The organism is Kitasatospora sp. LaBMicrA B282 (assembly GCF_050325825.1).
GTDB lineage: Bacteria > Actinomycetota > Actinomycetes > Streptomycetales > Streptomycetaceae > Kitasatospora.
The window spans coordinates 114,101-134,810 of sequence record NZ_JBNQTI010000003.1 but is presented as its reverse complement, the minus strand read 5'-3'; the positions used below and the strand labels follow the sequence as shown (position 1 = coordinate 134,810).

19 protein-coding genes are annotated in these 20,710 nt (G+C 73.5%); 10 read left to right on the top strand and 9 right to left on the bottom strand.

The window, feature by feature from the left end; all coding sequences use genetic code 11:
• Nucleotides 1-33: 33 nt before the first annotated feature.
• The 3 genes from ACQRUO_RS01835 to ACQRUO_RS01825 are packed head-to-tail and all read right to left on the bottom strand — an operon-like array spanning nt 34 to nt 2,678.
• Nucleotides 34-723, bottom strand: a complete 690-nt coding sequence (locus tag ACQRUO_RS01835; RefSeq protein ID WP_428313857.1) for a futalosine hydrolase — start codon at nt 721-723, stop codon at nt 34-36.
• Nucleotides 720-1,298, bottom strand: coding sequence for a hypothetical protein (locus ACQRUO_RS01830; protein ID WP_428313856.1), 579 nt, complete (start codon nt 1,296-1,298; stop codon nt 720-722). Before ACQRUO_RS01830 ends, ACQRUO_RS01835 begins: the two co-directional genes overlap by 4 nt.
• A 27-nt stretch (nt 1,299-1,325) precedes the next feature.
• A complete protein-coding gene (locus ACQRUO_RS01825) occupies nt 1,326-2,678 on the bottom strand; it encodes an MFS transporter (RefSeq protein WP_428313876.1) in 1,353 nt (450 codons plus the stop codon).
• Nucleotides 2,679-3,455: 777 nt separating this feature from the next.
• Between ACQRUO_RS01825 and ACQRUO_RS01820 the strand changes: the two genes are divergently transcribed.
• Together ACQRUO_RS01820 and ACQRUO_RS01815 are read left to right on the top strand one after the other, a co-directional pair.
• Nucleotides 3,456-4,334, top strand: coding sequence for a DUF3027 domain-containing protein (locus ACQRUO_RS01820; protein ID WP_428313855.1), 879 nt, complete (start codon nt 3,456-3,458; stop codon nt 4,332-4,334).
• A 215-nt stretch (nt 4,335-4,549) separates the two neighbouring features.
• The gene (locus tag ACQRUO_RS01815; protein WP_428313854.1) at nt 4,550-7,876 is read left to right on the top strand and encodes a sacsin N-terminal ATP-binding-like domain-containing protein; all 3,327 of its coding nucleotides are present in this window, start codon (nt 4,550-4,552) and stop codon (nt 7,874-7,876) included.
• Between the two features lie 49 nt (nt 7,877-7,925).
• Here the strand turns inward: ACQRUO_RS01815 and ACQRUO_RS01810 are convergent, their stop codons facing one another.
• Together ACQRUO_RS01810 and ACQRUO_RS01805 are read right to left on the bottom strand one after the other, a co-directional pair.
• On the bottom strand, nt 7,926-10,496 hold the full coding sequence (locus ACQRUO_RS01810; RefSeq protein WP_428313853.1) for an HAD-IC family P-type ATPase: 2,571 nt from the start codon (nt 10,494-10,496) through the stop codon (nt 7,926-7,928).
• 86 nt (nt 10,497-10,582) lie between these two features.
• The gene (locus ACQRUO_RS01805; protein WP_428313852.1) at nt 10,583-10,900 is read right to left on the bottom strand and encodes a DUF2530 domain-containing protein; all 318 of its coding nucleotides are present in this window, start codon (nt 10,898-10,900) and stop codon (nt 10,583-10,585) included.
• 122 nt (nt 10,901-11,022) lie between these two features.
• Here ACQRUO_RS01805 and ACQRUO_RS01800 point away from each other — a divergent pair, with 122 nt between their 5' ends.
• From ACQRUO_RS01800 to ACQRUO_RS01780, 5 genes are all read left to right on the top strand, one after another.
• Nucleotides 11,023-12,429, top strand: a complete 1,407-nt coding sequence (locus ACQRUO_RS01800; protein ID WP_428313851.1) for an NCS2 family permease — start codon at nt 11,023-11,025, stop codon at nt 12,427-12,429.
• Nucleotides 12,430-12,575: 146 nt separating this feature from the next.
• Nucleotides 12,576-13,805, top strand: coding sequence for a helix-turn-helix domain-containing protein (locus ACQRUO_RS01795; protein WP_428313850.1), 1,230 nt, complete (start codon nt 12,576-12,578; stop codon nt 13,803-13,805).
• 304 nt (nt 13,806-14,109) lie between these two features.
• Complete coding sequence (locus tag ACQRUO_RS01790) at nt 14,110-14,583, top strand: ATP-binding protein (protein WP_428313849.1); 474 nt, start codon at nt 14,110-14,112, stop codon at nt 14,581-14,583.
• Between the two features lie 496 nt (nt 14,584-15,079).
• Nucleotides 15,080-16,177, top strand: a complete 1,098-nt coding sequence (locus ACQRUO_RS01785; RefSeq protein WP_428313848.1) for a methyltransferase domain-containing protein — start codon at nt 15,080-15,082, stop codon at nt 16,175-16,177.
• An 89-nt stretch (nt 16,178-16,266) separates the two neighbouring features.
• Complete coding sequence (locus ACQRUO_RS01780; protein ID WP_428313847.1) at nt 16,267-16,530, top strand: type II toxin-antitoxin system VapB family antitoxin; 264 nt, start codon at nt 16,267-16,269, stop codon at nt 16,528-16,530.
• A 95-nt stretch (nt 16,531-16,625) separates the two neighbouring features.
• On the opposite strand, the gene ACQRUO_RS01775 is transcribed toward ACQRUO_RS01780, so the two are convergent.
• Nucleotides 16,626-17,096 (bottom strand): carboxymuconolactone decarboxylase family protein, encoded by a 471-nt coding sequence (locus ACQRUO_RS01775; protein WP_428313846.1) that lies wholly within the window; start codon nt 17,094-17,096, stop codon nt 16,626-16,628.
• 105 nt (nt 17,097-17,201) lie between these two features.
• A complete protein-coding gene (locus tag ACQRUO_RS01770; protein WP_428313845.1) occupies nt 17,202-17,843 on the bottom strand; it encodes a histone deacetylase in 642 nt (213 codons plus the stop codon).
• An 84-nt stretch (nt 17,844-17,927) separates the two neighbouring features.
• Between ACQRUO_RS01770 and ACQRUO_RS01765 the strand changes: the two genes are divergently transcribed.
• Together ACQRUO_RS01765 and ACQRUO_RS01760 are read left to right on the top strand one after the other, a co-directional pair.
• A complete protein-coding gene (locus ACQRUO_RS01765; RefSeq protein ID WP_428313844.1) occupies nt 17,928-18,269 on the top strand; it encodes a hypothetical protein in 342 nt (113 codons plus the stop codon).
• Nucleotides 18,270-18,383: 114 nt separating this feature from the next.
• On the top strand, nt 18,384-19,307 hold the full coding sequence (locus ACQRUO_RS01760) for a DUF4231 domain-containing protein (protein ID WP_428313843.1): 924 nt from the start codon (nt 18,384-18,386) through the stop codon (nt 19,305-19,307).
• Nucleotides 19,308-19,351: 44 nt separating this feature from the next.
• On the opposite strand, the gene ACQRUO_RS01755 is transcribed toward ACQRUO_RS01760, so the two are convergent.
• Together ACQRUO_RS01755 and ACQRUO_RS01750 are read right to left on the bottom strand one after the other, a co-directional pair.
• Nucleotides 19,352-19,771, bottom strand: a complete 420-nt coding sequence (locus tag ACQRUO_RS01755) for a PIN domain nuclease (RefSeq protein ID WP_428313842.1) — start codon at nt 19,769-19,771, stop codon at nt 19,352-19,354.
• Nucleotides 19,772-19,999 carry a type II toxin-antitoxin system VapB family antitoxin gene (locus ACQRUO_RS01750; RefSeq protein ID WP_428313841.1) on the bottom strand — a complete coding sequence of 76 codons (228 nt, stop codon included), beginning with the start codon at nt 19,997-19,999 and terminating at the stop codon, nt 19,772-19,774.
• Between the two features lie 114 nt (nt 20,000-20,113).
• On the opposite strand from ACQRUO_RS01750, the gene ACQRUO_RS01745 reads away from it, so the two are divergent.
• Nucleotides 20,114-20,548, top strand: coding sequence for a MarR family winged helix-turn-helix transcriptional regulator (locus ACQRUO_RS01745; protein ID WP_428313840.1), 435 nt, complete (start codon nt 20,114-20,116; stop codon nt 20,546-20,548).
• Nucleotides 20,549-20,710 lie beyond the last annotated feature (162 nt).

Here is a 20,710-nt window from a genome sequence, read left to right as displayed (position 1 = left end):
CCGGTCAGGAGTGCGCGGCCGTGCGCGGCCGCATCAGCAGTGCGCGGCCGTCAGCAGCCGGTCGTAGGGCAGCGCGGCGAAGGCCCGCTCCAGCGCGGCCAGCGCCTCGTCGATCCGCCAGGCGGCGCGGTCGCGCGGGCCCACCGGGTTGGAGACGGTGCGCAGCTCCAGCGCCGGGACCCGCAGCCGGGCGGCCGCCTCGGCCACCCCGAAGCCCTCCATCGCCTCGGCGGCGGCACCGGGGTGCCGGGCGGCCAGCTCGGCGGCGCGCTGTGCGCTGCCGGTCACCGTGGAGACGGTCAGCACCGGGCCGGTCAGCGCGCCGGTGGCGGCGGCCAGCAGGGCGACCAGCTCCGGCGGCGGGGTGTGCGCGGCGGTGCCGAAGCCGAGCTCGGCGACGTCCCGGAAGCCCTCCGGGGTCTGCGCGCCCAGGTCGGCGGCCACGATCGCGTCGGCCGCCACGACCGTGCCGATCGGGGCGTGCGGCGCGAAGCCGCCGGCGATCCCGGCCGAGACCACCAGCGGGTGCCGCTCGGCGGCCAGCGCGAGGGCGGTGGCGGTGGCGGCCGCGGCCGGGCCGACCCCGGCCGTCACCACCGTCACCCGGTCGGCCGGTGCGCCGCGCCGCACCGCGTCGGCCTCGGCGGGCACCGCGACCACGACGAGCAGCCGGTCCCCGGTGCCGGGGGCCGGCTGCTCGCCGGTGCGGTGCGGCAGGGTCACTGACCCTGCGAGGCGTCCGGGGTCGCCTGGCCGACCGGCAGCGAGTTGTTGACCAGGTCGACGAACCAGACCGCGATGATGCCCGGGCTGGCGGTGTCGGCGGTCTTGGGGTCGAACTCGATCACCGTCAGCGCGGTGTCGCGGTTCGAGGTCAGCAGGTTGGCGGCCGGCTGCAGGCCGGAGAAGGTGTTGTCCTTCTGGAAGTTCGCCACCACGGCGCCCTGGCCGCCGCCGCCGTTGGTGAAGGCGCGCCAGCCGTTCTTCGCGCTGTCGGGGTCGATGCCGACGCCGATCCGGTCGTTGGACTTGACCGTGATCTTGTCCTTGTAGCTGCCCGCCGGCTGGTTGGAGAGCGCGGCGCAGTTCTGCCGGGCCTGGGTGTCCAGCGGCTTGCCACCGTTCCAGCACGCCGGCGTCGGGAACACCTGGTGCGAGTTCCGGCCGACCGTGACGGTGACCTTGGTGGTGTTGGGCGTGGGCTGGCTGGCGGCGTAGGCGACCGACGCGCCGACCGACGCGGCGGCGATCACGGCTGCGGCGGCGCCGACGGCGAGGACGCGGGGGCTGAGGCTCATAGCACGAAGGCTATCCAACTCTGACGATCACGCTACGCGGGGGTGCGGTGCGCCGCCGCGGACCCCCAGGCGGACGAACGCCACCGCGGTCCACAGCAGCGCCACCCCGAGCAGGGCGGCGGCCACCGAGAGGCCGAGCGTGCCGTCGAGCGGCAGCAGGATGCCGAGCGCCCCGCCGAACACCCAGGCGAGCTGCATCAGGGTCTCCGAACGGGCGAACGTGGAGGTCCGCACCGCCTCCGGGACGTCCCGCTGGATCAGCGAGTCCAGCGCCAGCTTGGCCAGCGAGGCGGCGATCCCGGCCACCGCGGCCACCACCAGCACGGTCACGATGCCGTACCAGAGCGCGCTGGCCACGGCTGCCGCGGTGGCCAGCATCAGCATCAGCGTGATGGTGGCCTCGCCGCCGCGGCTGCGCAGCCAGGAGCCGAACACCGAGCCGAGCGCGTTGCCACCGCCGGCCGCCACCGCCAGCAGGGCCAGACCCACCGTCGGCGACACCCCGCCGACCGGGTCCACCCGCAGCAGGAAGGCCAGGAAGAGGGTGAGGAAGCCGCTCAGCCCGCGCAGCGCCGCCACCGCGCGCAGGCCCAGGATCACGGCCGGGCCGACGGTGCGCAGGCTGGCCTTGGCCCGCGGCGCCTCGGCGGGCGGCGTCTCGCCGGGGTTGGTGTGCGGCTCGGCGTGCAGCACCGCGCGCTGCTCGCCCTTGGCCGAGTCCACCTGGTGCGGCAGGTGAAAGGCCATCAGGGTGCCGATCACGAAGACCAGGAAGGCGCCGCGCAGTGGCCAGGCCGGGCCGATCAGGTGCAGCAGGCCGCCCACGCCGGCGGCCAGACCGGTGGCCAGCAGACCCGCCAGGGTCACCCGGGAGTTCGCCTTGACCAGGGTCACCCGGGCCGGCTTGAGCCGCGGCACCACCACGCTGCGCACCACGCCGTACGCCTTGGAGGCGACCAGGCAACCCAGCGCCTCCGGGTAGAGGGTGAGGTTGCCGTTGGTGATCGAGCTCGCCATGGTCCAGGCGAGCACCGCGCGGCTGAGCATCGCCATCGCCATCGCGGCCCGGCGACCGTGCGGCACCCGGTCGAGCAGCGGGCCGATCACCGGGGCGAGCAGCGCGAAGGGGGCCATGGTGACCAGCAGGTAGAGCGCCACCCGGCCGCGGGCCTCGGTGGTGGGCACCGAGAAGAAGATGGTGGAGGCCAGCGCGATGGTGATCAGCATGTCGCCGAACGAGTTCAGCGCGTGCAGCTCGATCAGCTTGGCCAGGCCGGACTCGCCGGCGCCGTCGGCCGAGGTGGCCTTGCGGATCCGGCGGCCGGTGCCGTGCACCACCCGGCCGGTGCGCAGGCCGGCGGCGGAGGCGCTGCGGAGCAGCAGGCCGCGGCGCGGGGCGGTGTCGACGGGGGCGGACTCCACGGTGGGCTCGTCGCCGGCGGGGTCCTCGGGGTCCTCGGGGGCTCCGGGGTCCTCAGGGTCCTCGGGGTCCTCAGGGTCCTCAGGGCCGGCGGCGTCGGTGGGGCCCTCGGGGTCGGCCGGGCCTTCGGCCTCGGTGGCCGGCCCGGCGGCGGGCTCTTCGGGCAGCGGGCACCGGTCCTCCGGCTGTGGGCCCGTACCGTCCACAGGGGGGACCGGAAGCTGCTGTCGCGGCACGGCGACCGGCGAGGCGTGCGACGACGGATTTTCGTCCGCCACACTGGCCATCCTGCCTGACAAACCTCGCCAGGACGAGGGATTGCCGTCGGCTCGGCGTGGCTGATTGACGCGGCGCGCCCCGACCGCCCGCCGGCGCGCCCCGCCGGTGCGCCGCGGTTCGCCCGGGGAAACCGGACGGGCTGTCGCCGGAAGCTTCCCGACGGGTAGCCTGCACTACGCGACTGCCACGGCGGTCGCACCACGCGACCGCGGCGGCGGAGCGCGCGGCGTGGCGGCCGGCCTGGCCGGTGGGCGGCGCGGCCGGTCCCCGCGAGGCTCCCGGTCACGCAGAATAGGGGCGGTACCACGAGCTGGCGGTACCGGCGGCAGGCCCGAGCGATGCGACACCCGCGGGTGCGCACCCGGCCGCCGTGACGGTCCCGAAAGGCCCGGGCGAGCCACCGGGCGACTAGGCTGCAGGCAAGAAGACTGGAGAGAACCGACGCCGTGAGTGCTGCGATGCGAAGCCGTACCCCCGACCGGCTCTGTGCCGAGGCCGTCGAACTCGCCAGGCAGGCAGCGGTCGAGGCGGTGGGCGCCGAGGCCGTCGGCACGCCGCTGGCCGCCCGCGCCGAGGGCGAGCGGGTCGTCACCCACACCTTCGAGTGCCGGGACCCCGCCTACCGCGGCTGGCACTGGGCCGTGACGGTGGCCCGGGCGCCGCGCGCCAAGGTGGTCACCCTGGACGAGGTCGTGCTGCTGCCCGGCCCCGACGCGGTGCTGGCCCCGCAGTGGGTGCCGTGGAGCGAGCGGCTGCTGCCCGGTGACCTCGGTCCCGGCGACCTGCTGCCCACCGACGCGCACGACGTGCGGCTGGAGCCCGGCTGGACCGGGGACGACGAGCCCGCGCCCAACGCGGCGGTCTTCGACGGCGAGGAGGACCTGGAGCTGTCCGACCCGCACGTCCAGCCGGCCCCCGCGCGGGCGCAGATCGGCGCGGTCGCCGAGGAGCTCGGGATGTCCCGGGCCCGGGTGCTCTCCCGGCTCGGGCTGCACCTGGCCGCCGACCGCTGGGAGAAGGCGCACGGCCCGCAGACCCCGATGGCCCAGTCCGCGCCGGCCTCCTGCACCACCTGCGGCTTCCTGGTGCCGATCGGCGGTTCGCTGGGTCAGGCGTTCGGCGTCTGCGGCAACGAGTTCGGGCCGGCCGACGGCCAGGTGGTCTCGCTCGGCTACGGCTGCGGCGGCCACTCGGAGGCGGCCGTGCTGCCGGCTCCGCCGGTGCCGGCCGAGCTGATCCTGGACGAGACCGTGGTCGAGCCGCTGCACCTGCACCCGGACCGCACCGGCGGTTCGGTCGAGCCGGACGCCCCGGCCGAGGAGCTCGGGCACTCCTGAGCCCCGTCTTCTGAGCCCGGTCTTCTGAGCCCTCTCTTCGCTCCACCGGACGGACCCGCTCGCCACGGCGAGGGGGTCCGTCCGCGTTTCGTTCGCGTCCGTCGGACCGTCCCGCCGCACCGCGTCGGGAGCCCGTTGGTCGGCTCTGTCGCCTCCAGGGGAGAGAATGCCCCCAAGGGATCTCGTGTGACGGTTGGGGAAGGCGGGCGGGTCCAGTGGAGCCTCGCATCATCGGCAGCGGCGGCGACGAGCAGGAGGCCGACCGCTTCGGTACGGCCGAGCTGCGCCGCCGGGTCCTGGACGCCTGGGCGGCCTCGCCGGCCCGGTTCCGGGAGGACGCCAACGCCGAGGAGGAGCTGGCGCTCGGCGGTTACCGGGACCGGCTGGTGGTCGAGTTGGCGCAGAACGCGGCCGACGCCGCGGCCCGGGCCGGCCGTGGCACCGGGCGGCTGCGGCTGACCCTGCGGGACGGCGTGCTGGCCGCCGCCAACACCGGGGCGGCGCTGGACGCCGCCGCGGTGGAGTCGCTCTCCACCCTGCGGGCGTCCTCCAAGCGGGCCGATGCCGCGCCCACGGTGGGCCGGTTCGGGGTCGGCTTCGCCGCCGTGCTGGCGGTCAGCGACGAGCCGGCCATCGTCGGGCACGCCGGCGGGGTGCGCTGGTCGCTCGCCGAGGCCCGCACCCTGGCCGACCGGGAGGCCGCCGAACGCCCGGAGCTGGCCGAGGAGTTGCGCCGTCGCGACGGCCACGTCCCGCTGCTCCGGCTGCCGTTGCCGGCCAGCGGTGAGCCGCCGGCCGGCTACGACACGGTGGTGCTGCTGCCGCTGCGCGACGGCGCCGCCGAGGACCTGACCCGCCGGCTGCTGGCGGGGGTGGACGACGCCCTGCTGCTCACCCTGCCCGGCCTGGCGGAGATCGTGGTGGAGCTGCCGGACGGCCGGGTCCGCACCCTGACCCGGTCGGCCGCCGAGCGCTCGCCGGAGGGCCTTGCCGAGGTGCTGCTGACCGACCACGGTCCCGCCGGCAGCACCCAGGCGCGCTGGCAGACCGTCACCACCACCGGGTCGCTGGACCCCGCGCTGCTCACCGACCGCCCGGTCGAGGAGCGGGCCCGCCCGTTCTGGACGGTGACCTGGGCGGTCCCGATCTCCGCCGGCGGCACCCCGCAGCCGCTCCCGGTGGCGCCGGTGCTGCACGCGCCCACGCCCAGCGAGGAGCCGCTCGGCGTGCCCGCGCTGCTGATCGCCTCCTACCCGCTGGACTCCACCCGCCGCCACGTGGCGCCCGGCCCGCTGGCCGACTTCCTGACCGAACGGGCCGCCGAGGCCTACACCGAGCTGCTGCGGGCCCGCGGCGCCGACCTCGGCTCGCTCGCCCTGGTGCCCGGCCCGCTCGGCCAGGGCGCGCTGGACAACGCGCTGCGCGGCGCGATCCTCTCCCGGCTGCCCGGCACCGCCTTCCTGCCGCACCCGGCTGCGGTCGCCGAGGGGCTGCCGGCGCTGCGCCCGCGCGATGCCACGCTGCTGGAGGGCGCCGACTCCTCGGTGGTCGAGGCGCTGGCCCCGATCTTCCCGGGGCTGCTGCCGGCCGGGCTGGAGCGGCGGGCCGAGCTGCGGGCGCTGCAGGTGCGGCGGATCCCGCTGGCCGAGGTGGTCGACCAGCTCGGCGGCCTGGAGCGGGAGCCGGCCTGGTGGCGCAGCCTGTACGGGGCGCTGGTCGGGGCCGACCCGGAGGCGCTGGGCGCGCTGCCGGTGCCGCTGGCCACCGGCCGGACCGTGACCGGCCCGCGCCGGGTGCTGCTGCCCTCCGAGGACGCCGACTGGGCGGGCTTCCCCGGCTACCCGGAGGCGCTGGCCGAGGCGCTGGACCTGCTCGACCTGCGGCTGGCCCACCCGGAGGCCGCGCACCCGCTGCTGGCCAAGCTGGGCGCCGGCACCGCGACCCCCACCGGCATCCTGACCACCCCTGAGCTGCAGGCGGCGGTGGACCGCTCGCTGGACGTCGGCGAGGAGGACTTCGAGGGCGCGGTGGAGCTGGCCGACGCGGTGCTCGGCCTGGTCAGGGCGGCCGGGGCGCAGCCGGGCGACCACCCCTGGCTGGCCCGGCTGGCGCTGCCGGACGACGAGGGCGAGCTCGCCCGGGCCGGTGAACTCCTGCTGCCGGACGCCCCGTTCGCGAGTCTGGCGCGCCCCGAGGACGCGGCCTTCGTGGACGAGGACCTGCTGGAGCGGTGGGGCCCGGAGGTGCTCGCGGCCGCCGGGGTGCTGACCGACTTCGTACTGGTCCGGGCCGAGGACGTGGTGTTGGACCCGGACGACCTGGAGCGCCTGGACCCGACCGCCCCCGCCGACCGGGCGGCCGGCGGCACCCCCACCGGTCTGCTGGACGAGGCGCCGGACGGGCTGGCCGACTGGTGCGAGGAGGTGCTGGAGGCGCTGCACGCGGACGCCTCGAACAGCCTGGTGGACCAGGTCGAGGTGCCGCCGGTGGCCGGCGAGCTGCTCGCGGTGCGCGACCTGGACCTGGTGGACGAGGAGGCCTGGCCCGAGGCGCTGGCCCGGCTGGCCCGCCCGCCGTACCGGGACGCGGTGGTGGCCCCGGTCCGGGTGCTGCTGGCGGACGGCAGCTACACCGACCTGCCGCCGTACACCGCCTGGTGGCTGCGCGACCACCCGGTGCTGGACGGCCGCGAGCCGGCCGGGCTGCGGGCCGCCGGCGCCGACTGGCTGCTGCGCGGCCTGTACGACGAGGCCCGCACCACGCTGGACGAGCAGTTCCTGCACGCCCTCGGGGTGCGCACCACGCTCGCCGCGCTGCTCGCCGAGCCGCACGGCCCGGACGAGCTGCTGGACCGGCTCACCGACCCGGCGAGCGAGGTGACGCACCGCCAACTGCACGGCATCTACACCGCGTTGGCCGCCGTCGAGCTGGAGCCGCTGCACGACGAGGTGCGCGCCCTGCCGCCGCTGGACCCGGACACCGGCCGCCGGCCCGCGCACACCGTGGTGGTGGACGCGACCGAGGCCGTGGTGGCCGACGCCCCCGACCTGGTCCAGCTGCTGCACCCCTACCCGCTGGTCCCGGTCGCCCCGGCGCTGGCCCCGGCGCTGGCCACGCTGCTGCACGTCTCGCTGGCCAGCGAGATCGCCGGCGGCCGGGTGCTCTCCGAGGGCACGCTGCACCGGGTGCCGCCGTTCGTCCGCGAGCTGCTGCCCGGCTGCCCGGCCGCGTACGAGGAGCACGAGGAGCTGCTGGTGGTGGGCCCGGACGGCGAGGAGGCGGCGGTCGACTGGCGCTGGGACACCGCGGCGCCCGCCCCGGAGCTGCCCTACGACCCGGACCAGGCCGAGGAGGCGGACGAGGACGACGAGTTCGACGTCCCGCCGGTCCCCGGCCTGCTGCACGCGGCCACCCCGGAGGGGCTGGCGGCGGGGTTGGCCTGGTCGGTCGGGCAGTGGCACCGGCGGTTCGAGGTGCTGGCCGCGCTCACCGAGCCGGACCGGGCCTACGAGCTGTCGGCGGCACGGGACTTCGAGTCCTGACGGTTGTCGGCAGTCGGGCGGGCCTGCACTCCGGTCGTCAGGCGGTTCGTCAGCTTTCCTGGTGCAGACCGCGCCTGACGAACCGCCAGACGACCTCCAGCAGCAGCCCCGCCAGCACCGCGATCGCCACGCCGGTCCACGGGTCGCGCAGGCCGGCCAGCTTGAGCTGGAAGAAGTCGGAGAGCCAGGGCACCACCAGTACCAGGGCGAAGGCCCCGCCCATGGTGCCGATCAGCAGCAGCCGCCACCAGGTGTACGGGCGGGCCACGATCGCCAGCACCCAGATCGCCACCAGGAAGAGCGTCAGGGTGGCGACGCTGGTGTCGGCCTTGAGGTCGGTGGCGTGGTCGGAGCGGGCCAGCGCGTAGGCGGTGAAGGTGGCGGTGCCGGCGATCACCCCGGCGGGCACGGCCATCCGCAGCACCCGGCGGACGAAGCCGGGGCGGGCGCGCTCGTTGTTGGGCGCCAGGGCCAGGAAGAAGGCCGGGATGCCGATGGTCAGCCCGCTCAGCACGGTGGAGTGCCGGGGCAGGAACGGGTAGGGCACCTGGGTGAAGACCACCAGCAGCGCGAGCAGCACCGAGTAGACGGTCTTCACCAGGAAGAGGCTGGCCACCCGTTCGATGTTGCCGATCACCCGGCGGCCCTCGGCGACCACCGAGGGCAGGGTGGCGAAGCGGTCGTCCAGCAGCACGATCTGCGCCACCGCCCGGGTCGCCTCGCTGCCCGAGCCCATCGCCACGCCAATGTCCGCGTCCTTGAGCGCCAGTACGTCGTTGACGCCGTCGCCGGTCATCGCCACGTGGCGGCCGCGGGACTGCAGGGCGCCGACCAGGTCGCGCTTCTGCTGCGGGGTCACCCGGCCGAAGACGGTCGTGCGTTCGGCGGTCTCGGCCAGCTCGTCGGGGTCGCCGGGCAGGGTGCGGGCGTCCAGCGGGTGGTCGGCGCCCGGCAGGTCCAGCCCGGCGGCGACCGCGCCCACCGAGACCGCGCTGTCCCCGGAGATCACCTTGGCCTGCACCTGCTGGTCCGCGAAGTAGCGCAGCGTGTCGGCGGCGTCCGGGCGCAGCCGCTGCTTCAGCACCACCAGGGCCAGCGGGGTGAGGGCGGCGGCCGCGTCGGGGGCGGCCAGCGGCACGGGGGTGCGGCCCAGCAGCAGCACCCGCAGTCCCTGTGTGCCCAGTTCGTCCACCTCGGCCAGCGCGGGGTGGCCGGCGGGCAGCAGCACGTCGGGGGCGCCGAGCAGCCAGCCGGCCTCGGTGCCGCCGGGTTCGGCCAGCTGCACCCCGCTCCACTTGCGGGCGGAGGAGAAGGGCACGGCCTCCAGCACCCGCCAGTGCTCGGCGCTGTTGCCGGGTTCCGGCGGCTCGGTGTTGCTGTTGCCGTGTTCCGGTGGCGCGGTGTTGCTGCCGGTGGCCTGCTCGCTGCCGTTGCCGGGCGCCGGCTGCTCGGGGGGCGGCGGCGTGCCGTAGGCGTCGAGCACCGCCTGCATGCTGGCGTTCGGCCGGGCGTCGGCCCGCGCCATCACGGCCAGCGCCTGGCGCAGCCACTCGACGTCCCCGGTGCCGTTGAGGGTGCGCAGCTCCTGCACGTCCATGCCGCCCTCGGTGAGGGTGCCGGTCTTGTCCAGGCAGACGGTGTCCACCCGGGCCAGCCCCTCGATCGCCGGCAGCTCCTGGACCAGGCACTGGCGGCGGCCCAGCCGGACCACCCCGATCGCGAAGGCCACCGAGGTGAGCAGCACCAGGCCTTCGGGCACCATCGGCACGATGCCGGCCACCGTGCGGCGCACCGCCTCGCGCCAGTCGTTGTGCTCGACCGTCCACTGGCTGATCACCAGGCCGATCGCGGTCGGGACCAGCAGGTAGGTGATGAACCGCAGGATGGTGTCGATGCCGGTGCGCAGCTCGGACTTGACCAGGGTGAACCGGCTGGCCTCCTCGGCCAGTTGGGCCGCGTAGGCCTGGCGGCCGACCTTGGTGGCGGTGAAGGCGCCGGCGCCGGCCACCACGAAGCTGCCGGACATCACCTGGTCGCCGGGGTGCTTGAGGACGGGGTCGGGTTCGCCGGTGAGCAGCGACTCGTCGATCTCCAGGCCCTCGGCCTCGGTGACCGCGCCGTCCACGATCACCTTGTCGCCGATGCCGAGCAGCACGGTGTCGTCCAGCACGATCTCGGCCACCGCGATCTGCGTGGTGGCGCCGTCCCGCCGCACCCGCGGGCGGGCCTCGCCGATCAGCGCGAGGCTGTCCAGGGTCCGCTTGGCGCGCACCTCCTGGATGATGCCGATCGCCGTGTTGGCCACGATGACCAGCCCGAACAGCCCGTCCTGGATCGGGCCGACCACCAGGATGACGGCGAACAGCACCCCGATGATCGCGTTGAACCGGGTGAAGACGTTGGTCCGGACGATCTCGCCGACCGACCGGGAGGAGCGCACCGGCACGTCGTTGACCAGGCCGTTCGCCACTCGCTCGGCGACCTCGGCGGTGGTCAGCCCCGCGGCCCCGCCGGGGGCGGGCGCGGTGTCGGAGCCGCTGTCGGGGCCGCCGCCGGGACTGCTCCCGGGGCCGCTCCCGGGGCCGTCGGCAGGAGTGGTCCAGTCCGCGGGGTGCGTCATGGCACCGACTCTACGGGGGCGAAATGTCCGATGCGTCCTCCTGCGGGCCCGGTCCCGCCGACCGGGTGGCCCGACCGGCGGGGGTGCTAGTCGTCCTCCGGGCTGACCGTGGAGTCCGTCCCGCCCGCCGTGGAGTCCGCCGCGCCGGCCGCTGCCGCCTTCTGTGTGCGGTCCCGTTCGATCGCGGCCCGCCGGGCCCGGCAGTACCAGAGGCCGATCAGGCCGAGCAGGCCGCCGGCGAGGCAGATCCACGGCCAGCTGCCGTGGCCGTGCGCGGAGAGCGAGTGCTGGAACGGCAGCAGCGCGAGGAAGCCCAGGAACCAGAGCACCGTGCCGCCGCCGACGATCGCGACGTCGTTGGCCTCCAGCGGCGGCGGTGCGGGGTGCAGCGGGGTCTTCGGCATGGTGGTCAGCCTACGGCTTCCGGGTCGCGGTTCCGGCGCGTCTACGCGCGAAGATGGCGCGTGCACGACCGGTGAACACATACTGAAGACTCTCCTCCGCCCCCACCAGAGGACACACACGCATGCCATCCGCGGCCCTCGACCGCTACTTCCGGATCTCCGAACGCGGCTCCAGCCTCTCCCGTGAGCTCCGCGGTGGCGTCGCCACCTTCTTCACCATGGCCTACATCCTGGTGCTGAACCCGATCATCCTGTCCAACGCGGTGGACATCAACAAGCACGCGCTGAGCTTCTCGCAGCTGGTCACCGCCACCGCGCTGACCGCGGGCCTGACCACGCTGCTGATGGGCGTGATCGGCAACGTGCCGATCGGGCTGGCCGCCGGACTGGGCGTCAACACCATCGTGGCGCTCCAGCTGGCCCCCAAGATGACCTGGCCGGACGCGATGGGCATGGTCGTGCTGGCCGGCTTCTGCATCATGTTGCTGGTCGCCACCGGGCTGCGCGAGCGGGTGATGAACGCCGTCCCGCTCGGCCTGCGGAAGGCGATCGCGATCGGCATCGGCTTCTTCATCACCCTGGTCGGCCTGGTCGACTCCGGCTTCGTCAGCCGGATCCCGGACGCCGCGCACACCACCGTGCCGCTGGAGCTGGGCATCGGTGGCCACCTGCACGGCTGGCCGGTGCTCGTCTTCGTGCTCGGCGTGCTGCTCACCCTGGTGCTGCTGGTGCGCAAGGTGCCGGGCGCGATCCTGATCTCGATCGTCACCATGACCGTGGTCGCCGTGGTGATCCAGAAGCTGGCCAACCTGCCCGCCGGCGCCTGGGGCCTGACCGTCCCCAAGTGGCCCGGCAACCCGGTCGCCACCCCCGACTTCTCGCTGATCGGCAAGGTGAGCCTGTTCGGCGGCTTCCACCACGTCGGCGCGATGACCGGGGTGCTGTTCGTCTTCACGGTCCTGATGAGCAGCTTCTTCGACGCGATGGGCACCATCCTCGGCGTCGCCGACGAGGCCCACCTGCTCGACGAGCAGGGCGACCTGCCGGGCATGAACCGGGTCCTGATGGTCGACGGCATCGCCACCGCGCTCGGCGGCGCCACCTCCTCCTCGGCCAACACCTGCTTCGTCGAGTCCACCGCCGGCGTCGGCGAGGGCGCCCGCACCGGCCTCGCCAGCCTGTTCACCGGCGCGCTCTTCCTGCTCTCCCTCTTCCTCACCCCGCTGGCCACCATGGTCCCCGCCCAGGCCGCCACTCCGGCCCTGGTCACCGTCGGCTTCCTGATCCTGGCCAACTCGATCCGCGAGATCGACTGGGACGACTACACCCTCGCGGTGCCGGCGTTCCTGACCATGGTGCTGATGCCGTTCAGCTACTCGATCACCAACGGCATCGGCATGGGCTTCATCACATTCTGCGTCCTGCGCGTCGCCACCGGCCGGGCGAAGAGCGTCCCGGTGGCGTTGTACCTGGTGGCGGCGGTGTTCGCCTTCTACTACATGATGCCCGCGCTGGGGTTGGGGAAATAGCAGCCGGAAACCGACGGCATCGAGCGGCCGCCCGGGAGCGAGGTCTCCCCGGGCGGCCGCTGTGCGTTCTTGCCAGCACGGACGACCGCATGGCCGGGTACTGTCCACGTAGGCCGAAGCGGTCCGACTGCTGGGGAGGGACGACAGTGTTGGAGGAGCGGGAGTCGATCGGTAAGCGTGTTCGGCGACAGCGGCTCCGCCTGGGCATGCCGCAAGCAGATCTCGCCGCCGCGCTTGGGCGGACCCAGGGGTGGGTGTCGAAGGTCGAGCGGGGAAGCATCGAGCTCGACCGGGCCAACCTGATCAACGAGGTTGCGGCGGCCCTGCACTGCCACCCGAACGACCTGATCGAGCGGCCGTTCATCGAGGGCAAGGCCTCCGAGAATCAGTGGCAGGTGGCGGCCGCCTCGATCCTGCGCGAGTTGCGCCGGTACGACCTCACGCCGGTCTTCGACGGCCGGCCTCGCTCCTCGCAGGTCCTGTGGCAGGAGACTGCGCGACTTCACCGACTGCGGGATGCGGCTGCAAACGTCGCCATCCTGCGGGTGCTCCCGGACCTGCTGCGCGAATCCCGCGCACTGGCTGAGGTGTCGACGGGGCACGAGCGGGATGAGGCCTTCGGGATCTATGCCGTCTGCTGCAAGTTCGCCCACACGGCCGCCCACACGCTCGGTCACCCGGAGCTGATCGCCATGGCCTGCGAGCGTGCCGCCTGGGCGGCCGAACGATCGGGGGATGCGGTCCTGCCCGCGGTCGCGTCCTGGATGCGGGTCTGGGACATGTGGGCAACCGCGGACTGGGATGACTCGCTGTCGCTCTCGGACAAGGCGCTTCGCTCGATCCAGGACGAGTACGACGCGGGTAAGCCGCTTGCCGTTCGAGCGTGGGGGACCCTGCAACTTCGCGCGGCGGTGTCCGCTGCCCGGGCCGGCCAAGCCGGCGAGACCGAGGAACGCATCCGGCTTGCCCAGTCGGCTGCGTCGCGCATGGATGCCGGCAACGCCCCCGTCTTCGACCGCCACTCGTTGACCTTCTCGGCTGGGAACGTCCAAATCCACTCCATCTCAGTGCAGTTGGAGATGGGCGACCATGCCAAGGCGCTGGTGCTCCACGAGCGGGCCGACCCTGAGCAGGTCGCCATACTGCCCAACTCGCGGCGCGGGCACCACTGCATGGACCTGGCGCGCGCCTGGCTCTGGGACGGCAATCGGGACAAGGCCCTTGTCGAGCTGGAGAAGGCCGAGCACATCGCACCGCAGCTCGTCCGCAACCATCCGATCGCGCGTGCCACCCTGCGCAAGATCGTCTACGCGGAGAGGGCGACCACCCGGGAGAAGCTACGGCGCATGTCCGACCGCTTCCACCTGGACGGATAGCTGTATTCCCCCGATTCATATTCGGGGGTAGTCGGACGGTTACCGTCTGTTGCATGAGCCGACGACGGATCACCCCTCGGGAAGCGTCCGGACCTCCGGAGCAGTGGGAACCCCGGCTCGGGGATCTCGCACGGGACTTGACCACCGGTGCCATCGGCGTCGTTGTCGATGTGCCGGGGGAGGGCGTCTTCTCCTACCACCTGCGTCCGCCCCAGGGCGGTGCGGAGTGGACGGCGCCTCGGGACGGCTCCACCCTTCGCCCCGTTGAGGGCGCCCCCTTCGCACCGGAGGGTGGTGGAGTCTGATGAGCCCCTTGGACACGGCGTCCTTTCCGGTGCCGTATGAGTGGGGCGTTGAACCGGATGTGGCCGCGGTCCCTCCCGCTCGGCGGTTGATCATCGATATCGCGCGCTTCTGGAAGGTGCCGCTGTCGGATGACGCACTCCGCGACGCGGAGCTGTGCGCGGGCGAGTTGCTGGCGAACGCGGTCGAGCACAGCAAGGCGCGGTGCTACGTGACGGTGCGGTGGACCGGGATCCGGCTGCGTGTGGAGGTATCCGACACCAGCCTTCGCCTGCCCGACCCGGAGACGGCTGCGGACACGACCACAGGCGGTCGGGGGCTGCTCCTGGTCGCCGGCCTGGCGCACTCGTGGGGCTGGGCCCCGGCTGGTGTGGGCAAGGTCGTCTGGTTCGAGTGCGCAGCTGACCAGGTGGCGATCGATGGCCGGCAGCCGGCCGCTCTCGCCGCCGCCGCTGCACAACTCCCGCCTTGGTGACGTGTCCGAGGGCGGCGCGACCCCGTCCCGACCGGCGGACCTGGACAGCTCGATCGGTTGGGGCGGGTCCCACAGGACGGAGCTGGCAGGCTGCCGCCCACGGTGTGAGGAGACACCAGTATGAGCACTCCGACGCCCGGTCCCAACCGCCCGCCCGGCCCCGGCCCCATGCCGCCGGCGGGGGCCTGAGACTCCCGCGCAAGGCCGATATCCAGCCGCGCACGGGTTCAACTTCCGCATTCACGAAGGGAGATTCAGAGATGGGTAAGCACGGTGGGGGCAAGGCGCCGATCACGCCGCCCGGCCCGTCGACTCCGCCGTCCGGACCGCCGTCCCCGGATGGCTCCACCCCGCCCGGCAGTGGAGGGCACCGCAAGTGACGCTCGATCCTGAGCGGGAGGGCCGCCCCGGTAGTACTGCGGGGCGGCACCTTCCCGATGACGATTCCTCCCGGGCCGGGACCGCCGGCCGCACGCCGGAGCAGTGGTGGGCGGTGGTGTTGGGTGCGGTGCCGCGCTCCTCGTTCCTGCCGGATGTGATCTGGGCCCACGACATGGACAGCGGCGCCAACGTCGCCCTGGATCGGAACGCGGACCCGGCGGCGTGGGCTGAGGCTGCCGCCGCTGAGCACGCACCGATCGTGACGCAGTGGGACGACGGCGACCACCAGGGCCTGGAGCCGGGGCGGGTGCCGACCTCGTCGGCCTCTCAGCCGTCGCTGGTCCGCTCGATGCTGCTCGACCTCGAGGTGTCCGCGGGGATGCGGGTCCTGGAGATCGGCACGGGGACGGGCTGGAACGCGGCCTTGCTCTCGTGCCGCCTGGGCGACACGAACGTGACGACCGTCGAGGTGGACCCAGAGGTGTCCGCCCGCGCGCGCACAGCGTTGAACGCGGCCGGCTACACGCCCGAGGTGGTGTGCGCGGACGGCTCGCTCGGCTGGTCCGCAGGGGCTCCGTACGACCGGGTGATCGTCACGTGCGGGGTGCGGGAGATTCCGCCCGCGTGGCTGGCCCAGACCCGGGTGGGCGGGCTGATCCTGGCCCCGTTCGGTACGCACTACGGCCACCAGGACGCCTTGGTGAAACTGACGGTTCAACAGGACGGTTCGGCATCGGGGCCGTTCCTGCGGGCGGTGCAGTTCATGAAGATGCGCTCCCAGCGGTTGGTGCGCCCGGCCCATCCCGACTTCCCCGGGGACTCGGTGGAGAGCGCCACCCGGGTTCGGGTGCCGCTGGGCGACTGGGAACCGTTCACGTTCGCGGCCAGTCTGCTGGTGCCCGGTGTCACGCACCTGGTGCACCGGCGGGAGGACGGGGTCACGGTGCTGTGGCTGTACAGCCTCGCCGACACGTCGTGGGCGGCTGTCTTCTACGACGATGAGGTGGAGTGGGAGGTGTACCAGTCGGGGCCCCGGAAGCTGTGGGACCTGGTGGAGGCCGCCCACCGCTGGTGGCAGTCGGTGGGTGAGCCGGACTTCGACCGGTTCGGCATGACGGTGGGTTCGGCCGGCCGAACCTTCTGGCTCGACACCGCGGATCACCCGTTGCCCCGTGTGCAGGTGGGGCAACGGTGGGAGTCCGGGGCGTTGTGACCCGGTTGGATCCGCCGACCCGATGTTCGATATCACCTTCTGCATGTTGGCAAGATCATGGGTGGCAGGTTTCCACCCGGGGAGCACAGATGACGCGTACCGGTATCGATCTTGACGAAGACCTGCTCGAAGAGGCCCAGCGCCTCTTCGGGACGACCACCAAGGTCGCGGCCGTCAACGCCGCCCTGCTCGAGGCGGTCAAGCTGGCCCGCCGGATGGAGCTGGCGGATGCCATCGCCAACGGCGAGTTCGATCTGCTCGGGGAGTCTGTCGACGAGGGTGGGGTCCTGCGCGGCGCCCGGACGGTTGCCGAGGCGGATCGCCTGCAGCACCTGCTGCGAGGGTGCGACTGACTGCTGTGCACCGACGAGGCGTGGGACCGAGCCGAGCTGACTGAGCGGACTCGCTCCGCCGCCCGCTCAGGGGGTGAGCGGGCGGCGGACGGTGGTCACCACTGGCCGGGCTGGTAGTTGCCCGCGGGGGTGCGGCAGATGACGTTCATCCGGTTGTAGGCGTTGATCAGGGCGATGGTGGAGACCAGGGCGGCGAGCTGCTCCTCGTCGTAGTGCTTGGCGGCGTTGCGCCACACCTCGTCGCTGACCCCGCCGGCGGCGTCGGCGATCCGGGTGCCCTCCTCGGTCAGCTCCAGGGCGGCGCGCTCGGCCTCGCTGAAGGAGGTGGCCTCGCGCCAGGCCGCGACCAGGTTCAGGCGCTCGGGCTGCTCGCCGGCGTGGATGGCGTCCTTGTAGTGCATGTCGGTGCACATGCCGCAGCCGTTGATCTGGCTGGCCCGCAGCAGGACCAGCTGCTGGGTGGCGTAGGGCAGGCCCGAGCCCTTGATCGCCGCGGCCGCCGAGTTGATGTACTTGCTGAACTTCGCGCCGGTGGTGGTGCCGTAGTAGTTGAAGCGGGCGTCCATGGCCGGATCCTCCGTTGCTCTGCTGCTGTCGTCGCTTTCACCACCCTGACGAGTCGCCTGAGGCAGATGTGACAGCTCGAAACGGTGGAACCGATGTGACCTGAGTCACATCCTAGTGGCGCCCGGTGGGGACAGCAGGTCGGTCAGGGTGTCCGCCTGCCAGTGGCCGGCGGCGCCCGGGCGGGTGGCGAGGTAGCCGGCGATCCGCGGGGTGGGCCAGGCGTGGGCCTCGCCCAGGCCGGCGGCGAGGTGGCGGAGGTAGCCGAGGGCGGGCGGGGCGAGGGCGGCCTCGGCGCTGCGCCAGGGGGCGGTGAAGGTGAGCAGCGGGTGGCCGTCGATCGTGCCGGGGTGGATCAGCGTCTCGTAGCGGCCGGGGCCAAGGGCGGCCCGGCCGGCGTGCAGGACGGTGCTGAGGTCCAGGTCGGCGCCGGGTGGGCGGTGCATCTCCTGGGCGGCCAGGTCGCTGAACTGGGCGGCGGTCAGCAGGTAGGCGCGGGCCGGGGTGCGGCCGGCGGCGTGCGGGTCGAGGAAGGCGCTGCCGCCGGTCCAGACCGCGGACTCCAGGGCGAAGTAGAGGGTGCCGGGCAGCCGGACCGGCCGGATGGCGCGCGGCGGGCTCGGGTCCCGGCAGCCGGGGTAGACCCGGGTGCCGCCGGGCGGGCGGCCGCCGGCCAGGTAGGCGGTCAGTCGGGCCAGGTGCAGGTTGGAGCCGTAGGCGGCGTACCAGATCAACGCGGGCCCGGTCATGGGGGCAGGGTAGGGCGATCTCAGGGTCGGGTGGGGGATGCTCCGGATTCCCGTGGGGGCGTGCCGGGCTGAACGATGGTCGGCATGCTGACAGAGGTGCGGAATGCCCGGCCGGCGGCGCGGGGGCGGTGGGCCTCGTTCCTCGGGACCTGCGTCGCGCTCTCCGCGGGGGCGGTGGCGGCGGTGTCGGTCGAGTCCGGGGCGTGGGCGGCGCTGGGCCGGCTGCTCGGGTCGATCCCGTTACCGGCCGACGCGGCCGGACCGTGGCCGGTGGTCGCCGAACTCGGGCTGCTCTGCGCCCTGGTGGCGCTGGTGGTGGCGGTCGCGCCGGCCTCGCGGTGGGCGCCGCGGCTGCTGCGGGGCGGGCGGGTGCTGCGGGGCGGGCGCGCGCCGTGGAGTGGGCGGGTGCGCGCGGGACGGGAGTGACCTGGGGCGGGAGTTGTGGCCGAAGTGGCGCCAGGTGCGGCCGGAAACCTTGCTGTGTAGCCGAGTTGGCGTGGGGCATACTGCCGGTGAATCGTCGTGAGGGGGCACTGACCGATGGCGGGATGGGACGCAACCGGGATCGACGAGGCGGACTTCATGCCCGAGCCGTATCCGACGGCGGACGGGGAGTCGCTGGCCGGTCAGCGGCAGACCCTGCGCTGGTACCGCGGGATGATCCTGATGCTGGTGGTCGCGGCCGCGGTCAGCGCGGTGATCGCGCCCAGCAGCCACGGCAAGACCAGTGCGGCGCCGTTCGTCTCGGTCGCCGCCTTCCTGCTGGCCGGGTACTTCTGGGCCAGGCTGCGCCGCGTCAACCCGCAGGCCCGCTGGTACGGGGCGCGGGCCGCCGCCGAGTCGGTCAAGACGCTGGCCTGGAAGTACTGCGTGCGGGCCCGCCCGTTCGGCGGTCCGGCCGACTCGCTCGAGGCGGACGAGGTGTACCGGGAGCAGGTCGCCGAGGTGCTGCGGACCTTCGAGGAGACCGGGGTGCTGGCGCCCGGGTCGGTGCCGGAGATCACCGAGCGGATGCGCGAGCTGCGCGCCGCCGACCTGCCGCTGCGGCGCGCGGTCTACCTGCGGCTGCGGGTGCAGGGGCAGCGCACCTGGTACCTGGCCAAGGCGGACGCCTGCGAGTCGCAGGCGGTCTCCTGGGGGCTGGCCACGGTGGCCCTGATGATCATCGGTGGCGCGGCGGCGATCGCCCAGGCGCTCGGGGCGATCTCGGTGAGCATCTTCGGCGCGTGCTCGGCGGCCGCCGCCGCGATCGTGGCCTGGACCCAGCTCAAGCAGCTGCGCCCGCTGGCCGCGGCCTACCTGTTGGCGGGCAAGGAACTCGACCTGGTCTACGGCAAGTTGAGCTCGCTGGAGTTGGACGACCCGGAGGCGGAGGCAGCCTGGGCGCTGCTGGCCGGCGACGTCGAGGACGCGGTGGCCCGCGAACACCGCAGCTGGCGGGCGCGCCGGGCGTTCCCGCAGTGACGGGGCGGGGGTGACGGGGGCGGGGGTGTGACGGCGCCGAGGGCTCAGCCGACGCCGCGGTGGCAGACGTCGATCTCCACGACTTCCGGGAGGATCCGGGAGACGGTGGCGATGTCGTTGTCGTCGTGCAGGATGGTCAGCCCGTGGTGGACCGCGGTGGCGCACAGCAGCAGGTCGGCCGGGCCGGGCCCGCGGTGCTGGCCCTTCTGGGTGAGCTTGTACTGGGCGTTCTCCGCCCAGCGCCAGGCATCCTTGGGCATCGGGACGGGGGCGAAGAGCGTGGTCAGCTCCTCCTCCATCTCGTCACGGTGGGCGGGGCCGTCGGCCGAGTAGAGGTACTCGAGCTTCGTCACCGAGCAGAGCCTGACCAGGCCGGCCTCCAGCGGGCGGAGCCAGTGCGCCTGGATCTCCTGGTCCCGGAGGATTCGCCACATGGCGGACGTGTCGATCAGGTAGCCGGTCATTCACTCGCCCCGCTGGGCGCGCTTGCGCATCTCGTAGGCGCGGATCGCCGGGCTGAGCTCCCCGTCCGCGGCGCGGGCCGTCATCCTCTCCAGCGCCTCCAGCCGCTTGAGCCGCTGGACCACCTCGCGGAGTGCGGTGTTGACCGTCTCCTTCTTGGTGGTGGTGCCGAGCAGTCGCATGGCCTCGGCCAGGATGTCCGCGTCGATCTCGATGTTGGTGGCGGTCACGTCGTCCTCCTCGGGAAGCGGTCGCACAACCTGTAGGAAACCATTGTGCGCCACCGACGGCTGTCGGGACATGCCGATTTTAATTAGCTAGAGTAATGACATAAGCTAAGGACCATGTCCGAGATGTCCGAGGACGACCTCGCCGCTGTCAGTCAGCTGCGGTCGTCCGTGATGCGGCTGGCGCGCAGGTTGCGGCACCAGCATGTGGAGCAGTCCCTCAGCCCCACCGAGATGGGGGTGCTGGGGACGCTGGCCCGGTGCGGGAGCGCCACGCCGGGGGAGTTGGCGCGGCGGGAGCACGTCCAGCCACCGTCGATGACGCGAATCATCGCGATGCTGGAGGAGAAGGGGTTGGTGCGGCGCGAGCCGCATCCCGAGGACCGGCGGCAGGTCGTGGTCAGCGCGACCGAGCAGGCCGCGGCGATCCTCGACGAGAGCCGCCGCCGGCGCAACGCCTGGCTGGCCGAGCTCGCCTCCCAGCTGACCGAGGAGGAGTGGGCCGCGGTGCGCACCGCCGCGCCCGCGCTCTACAAGCTCGCGCACCTGTAAGGCCGTCAGGCCTGCGCACCGGACACGTCGGACGAGAGAGAGGAACACCGCATCACCGCAGCAGCGATCAGGAAGACCAGCAGCGGGGGATCTGGATTTCTCCCTACCCCTCCCCCCTAAAATCACAAAACAATACCCCAAGGAGACCCCCCCCCCCCCCCC

Excerpts from the sequence above, each read along its gene's own strand:
- ACQRUO_RS01830 (WP_428313856.1), bottom strand. The coding sequence starts at position 1,298 with ATGAGCCTCAGCCCCCGCGTCCTCGCCGTCGGCGCCGCCGCAGCCGTG.
- ACQRUO_RS01820 (WP_428313855.1), top strand. The coding sequence starts at position 3,456 with ATGCGAAGCCGTACCCCCGACCGGCTCTGTGCCGAGGCCGTCGAACTC.
- ACQRUO_RS01810 (WP_428313853.1), bottom strand. The coding sequence starts at position 10,496 with ATGACGCACCCCGCGGACTGGACCACTCCTGCCGACGGCCCCGGGAGC.
- ACQRUO_RS01805 (WP_428313852.1), bottom strand. The coding sequence starts at position 10,900 with ATGCCGAAGACCCCGCTGCACCCCGCACCGCCGCCGCTGGAGGCCAAC.
- ACQRUO_RS01800 (WP_428313851.1), top strand. The coding sequence starts at position 11,023 with ATGCCATCCGCGGCCCTCGACCGCTACTTCCGGATCTCCGAACGCGGC.
- ACQRUO_RS01790 (WP_428313849.1), top strand. The coding sequence starts at position 14,110 with ATGAGCCCCTTGGACACGGCGTCCTTTCCGGTGCCGTATGAGTGGGGC.
- ACQRUO_RS01780 (WP_428313847.1), top strand. The coding sequence starts at position 16,267 with ATGACGCGTACCGGTATCGATCTTGACGAAGACCTGCTCGAAGAGGCC.
- ACQRUO_RS01775 (WP_428313846.1), bottom strand. The coding sequence starts at position 17,096 with ATGGACGCCCGCTTCAACTACTACGGCACCACCACCGGCGCGAAGTTC.
- ACQRUO_RS01770 (WP_428313845.1), bottom strand. The coding sequence starts at position 17,843 with ATGACCGGGCCCGCGTTGATCTGGTACGCCGCCTACGGCTCCAACCTG.
- ACQRUO_RS01765 (WP_428313844.1), top strand. The coding sequence starts at position 17,928 with ATGCTGACAGAGGTGCGGAATGCCCGGCCGGCGGCGCGGGGGCGGTGG.
- ACQRUO_RS01760 (WP_428313843.1), top strand. The coding sequence starts at position 18,384 with ATGGCGGGATGGGACGCAACCGGGATCGACGAGGCGGACTTCATGCCC.
- ACQRUO_RS01755 (WP_428313842.1), bottom strand. The coding sequence starts at position 19,771 with ATGACCGGCTACCTGATCGACACGTCCGCCATGTGGCGAATCCTCCGG.
- ACQRUO_RS01745 (WP_428313840.1), top strand. The coding sequence starts at position 20,114 with ATGTCCGAGATGTCCGAGGACGACCTCGCCGCTGTCAGTCAGCTGCGG.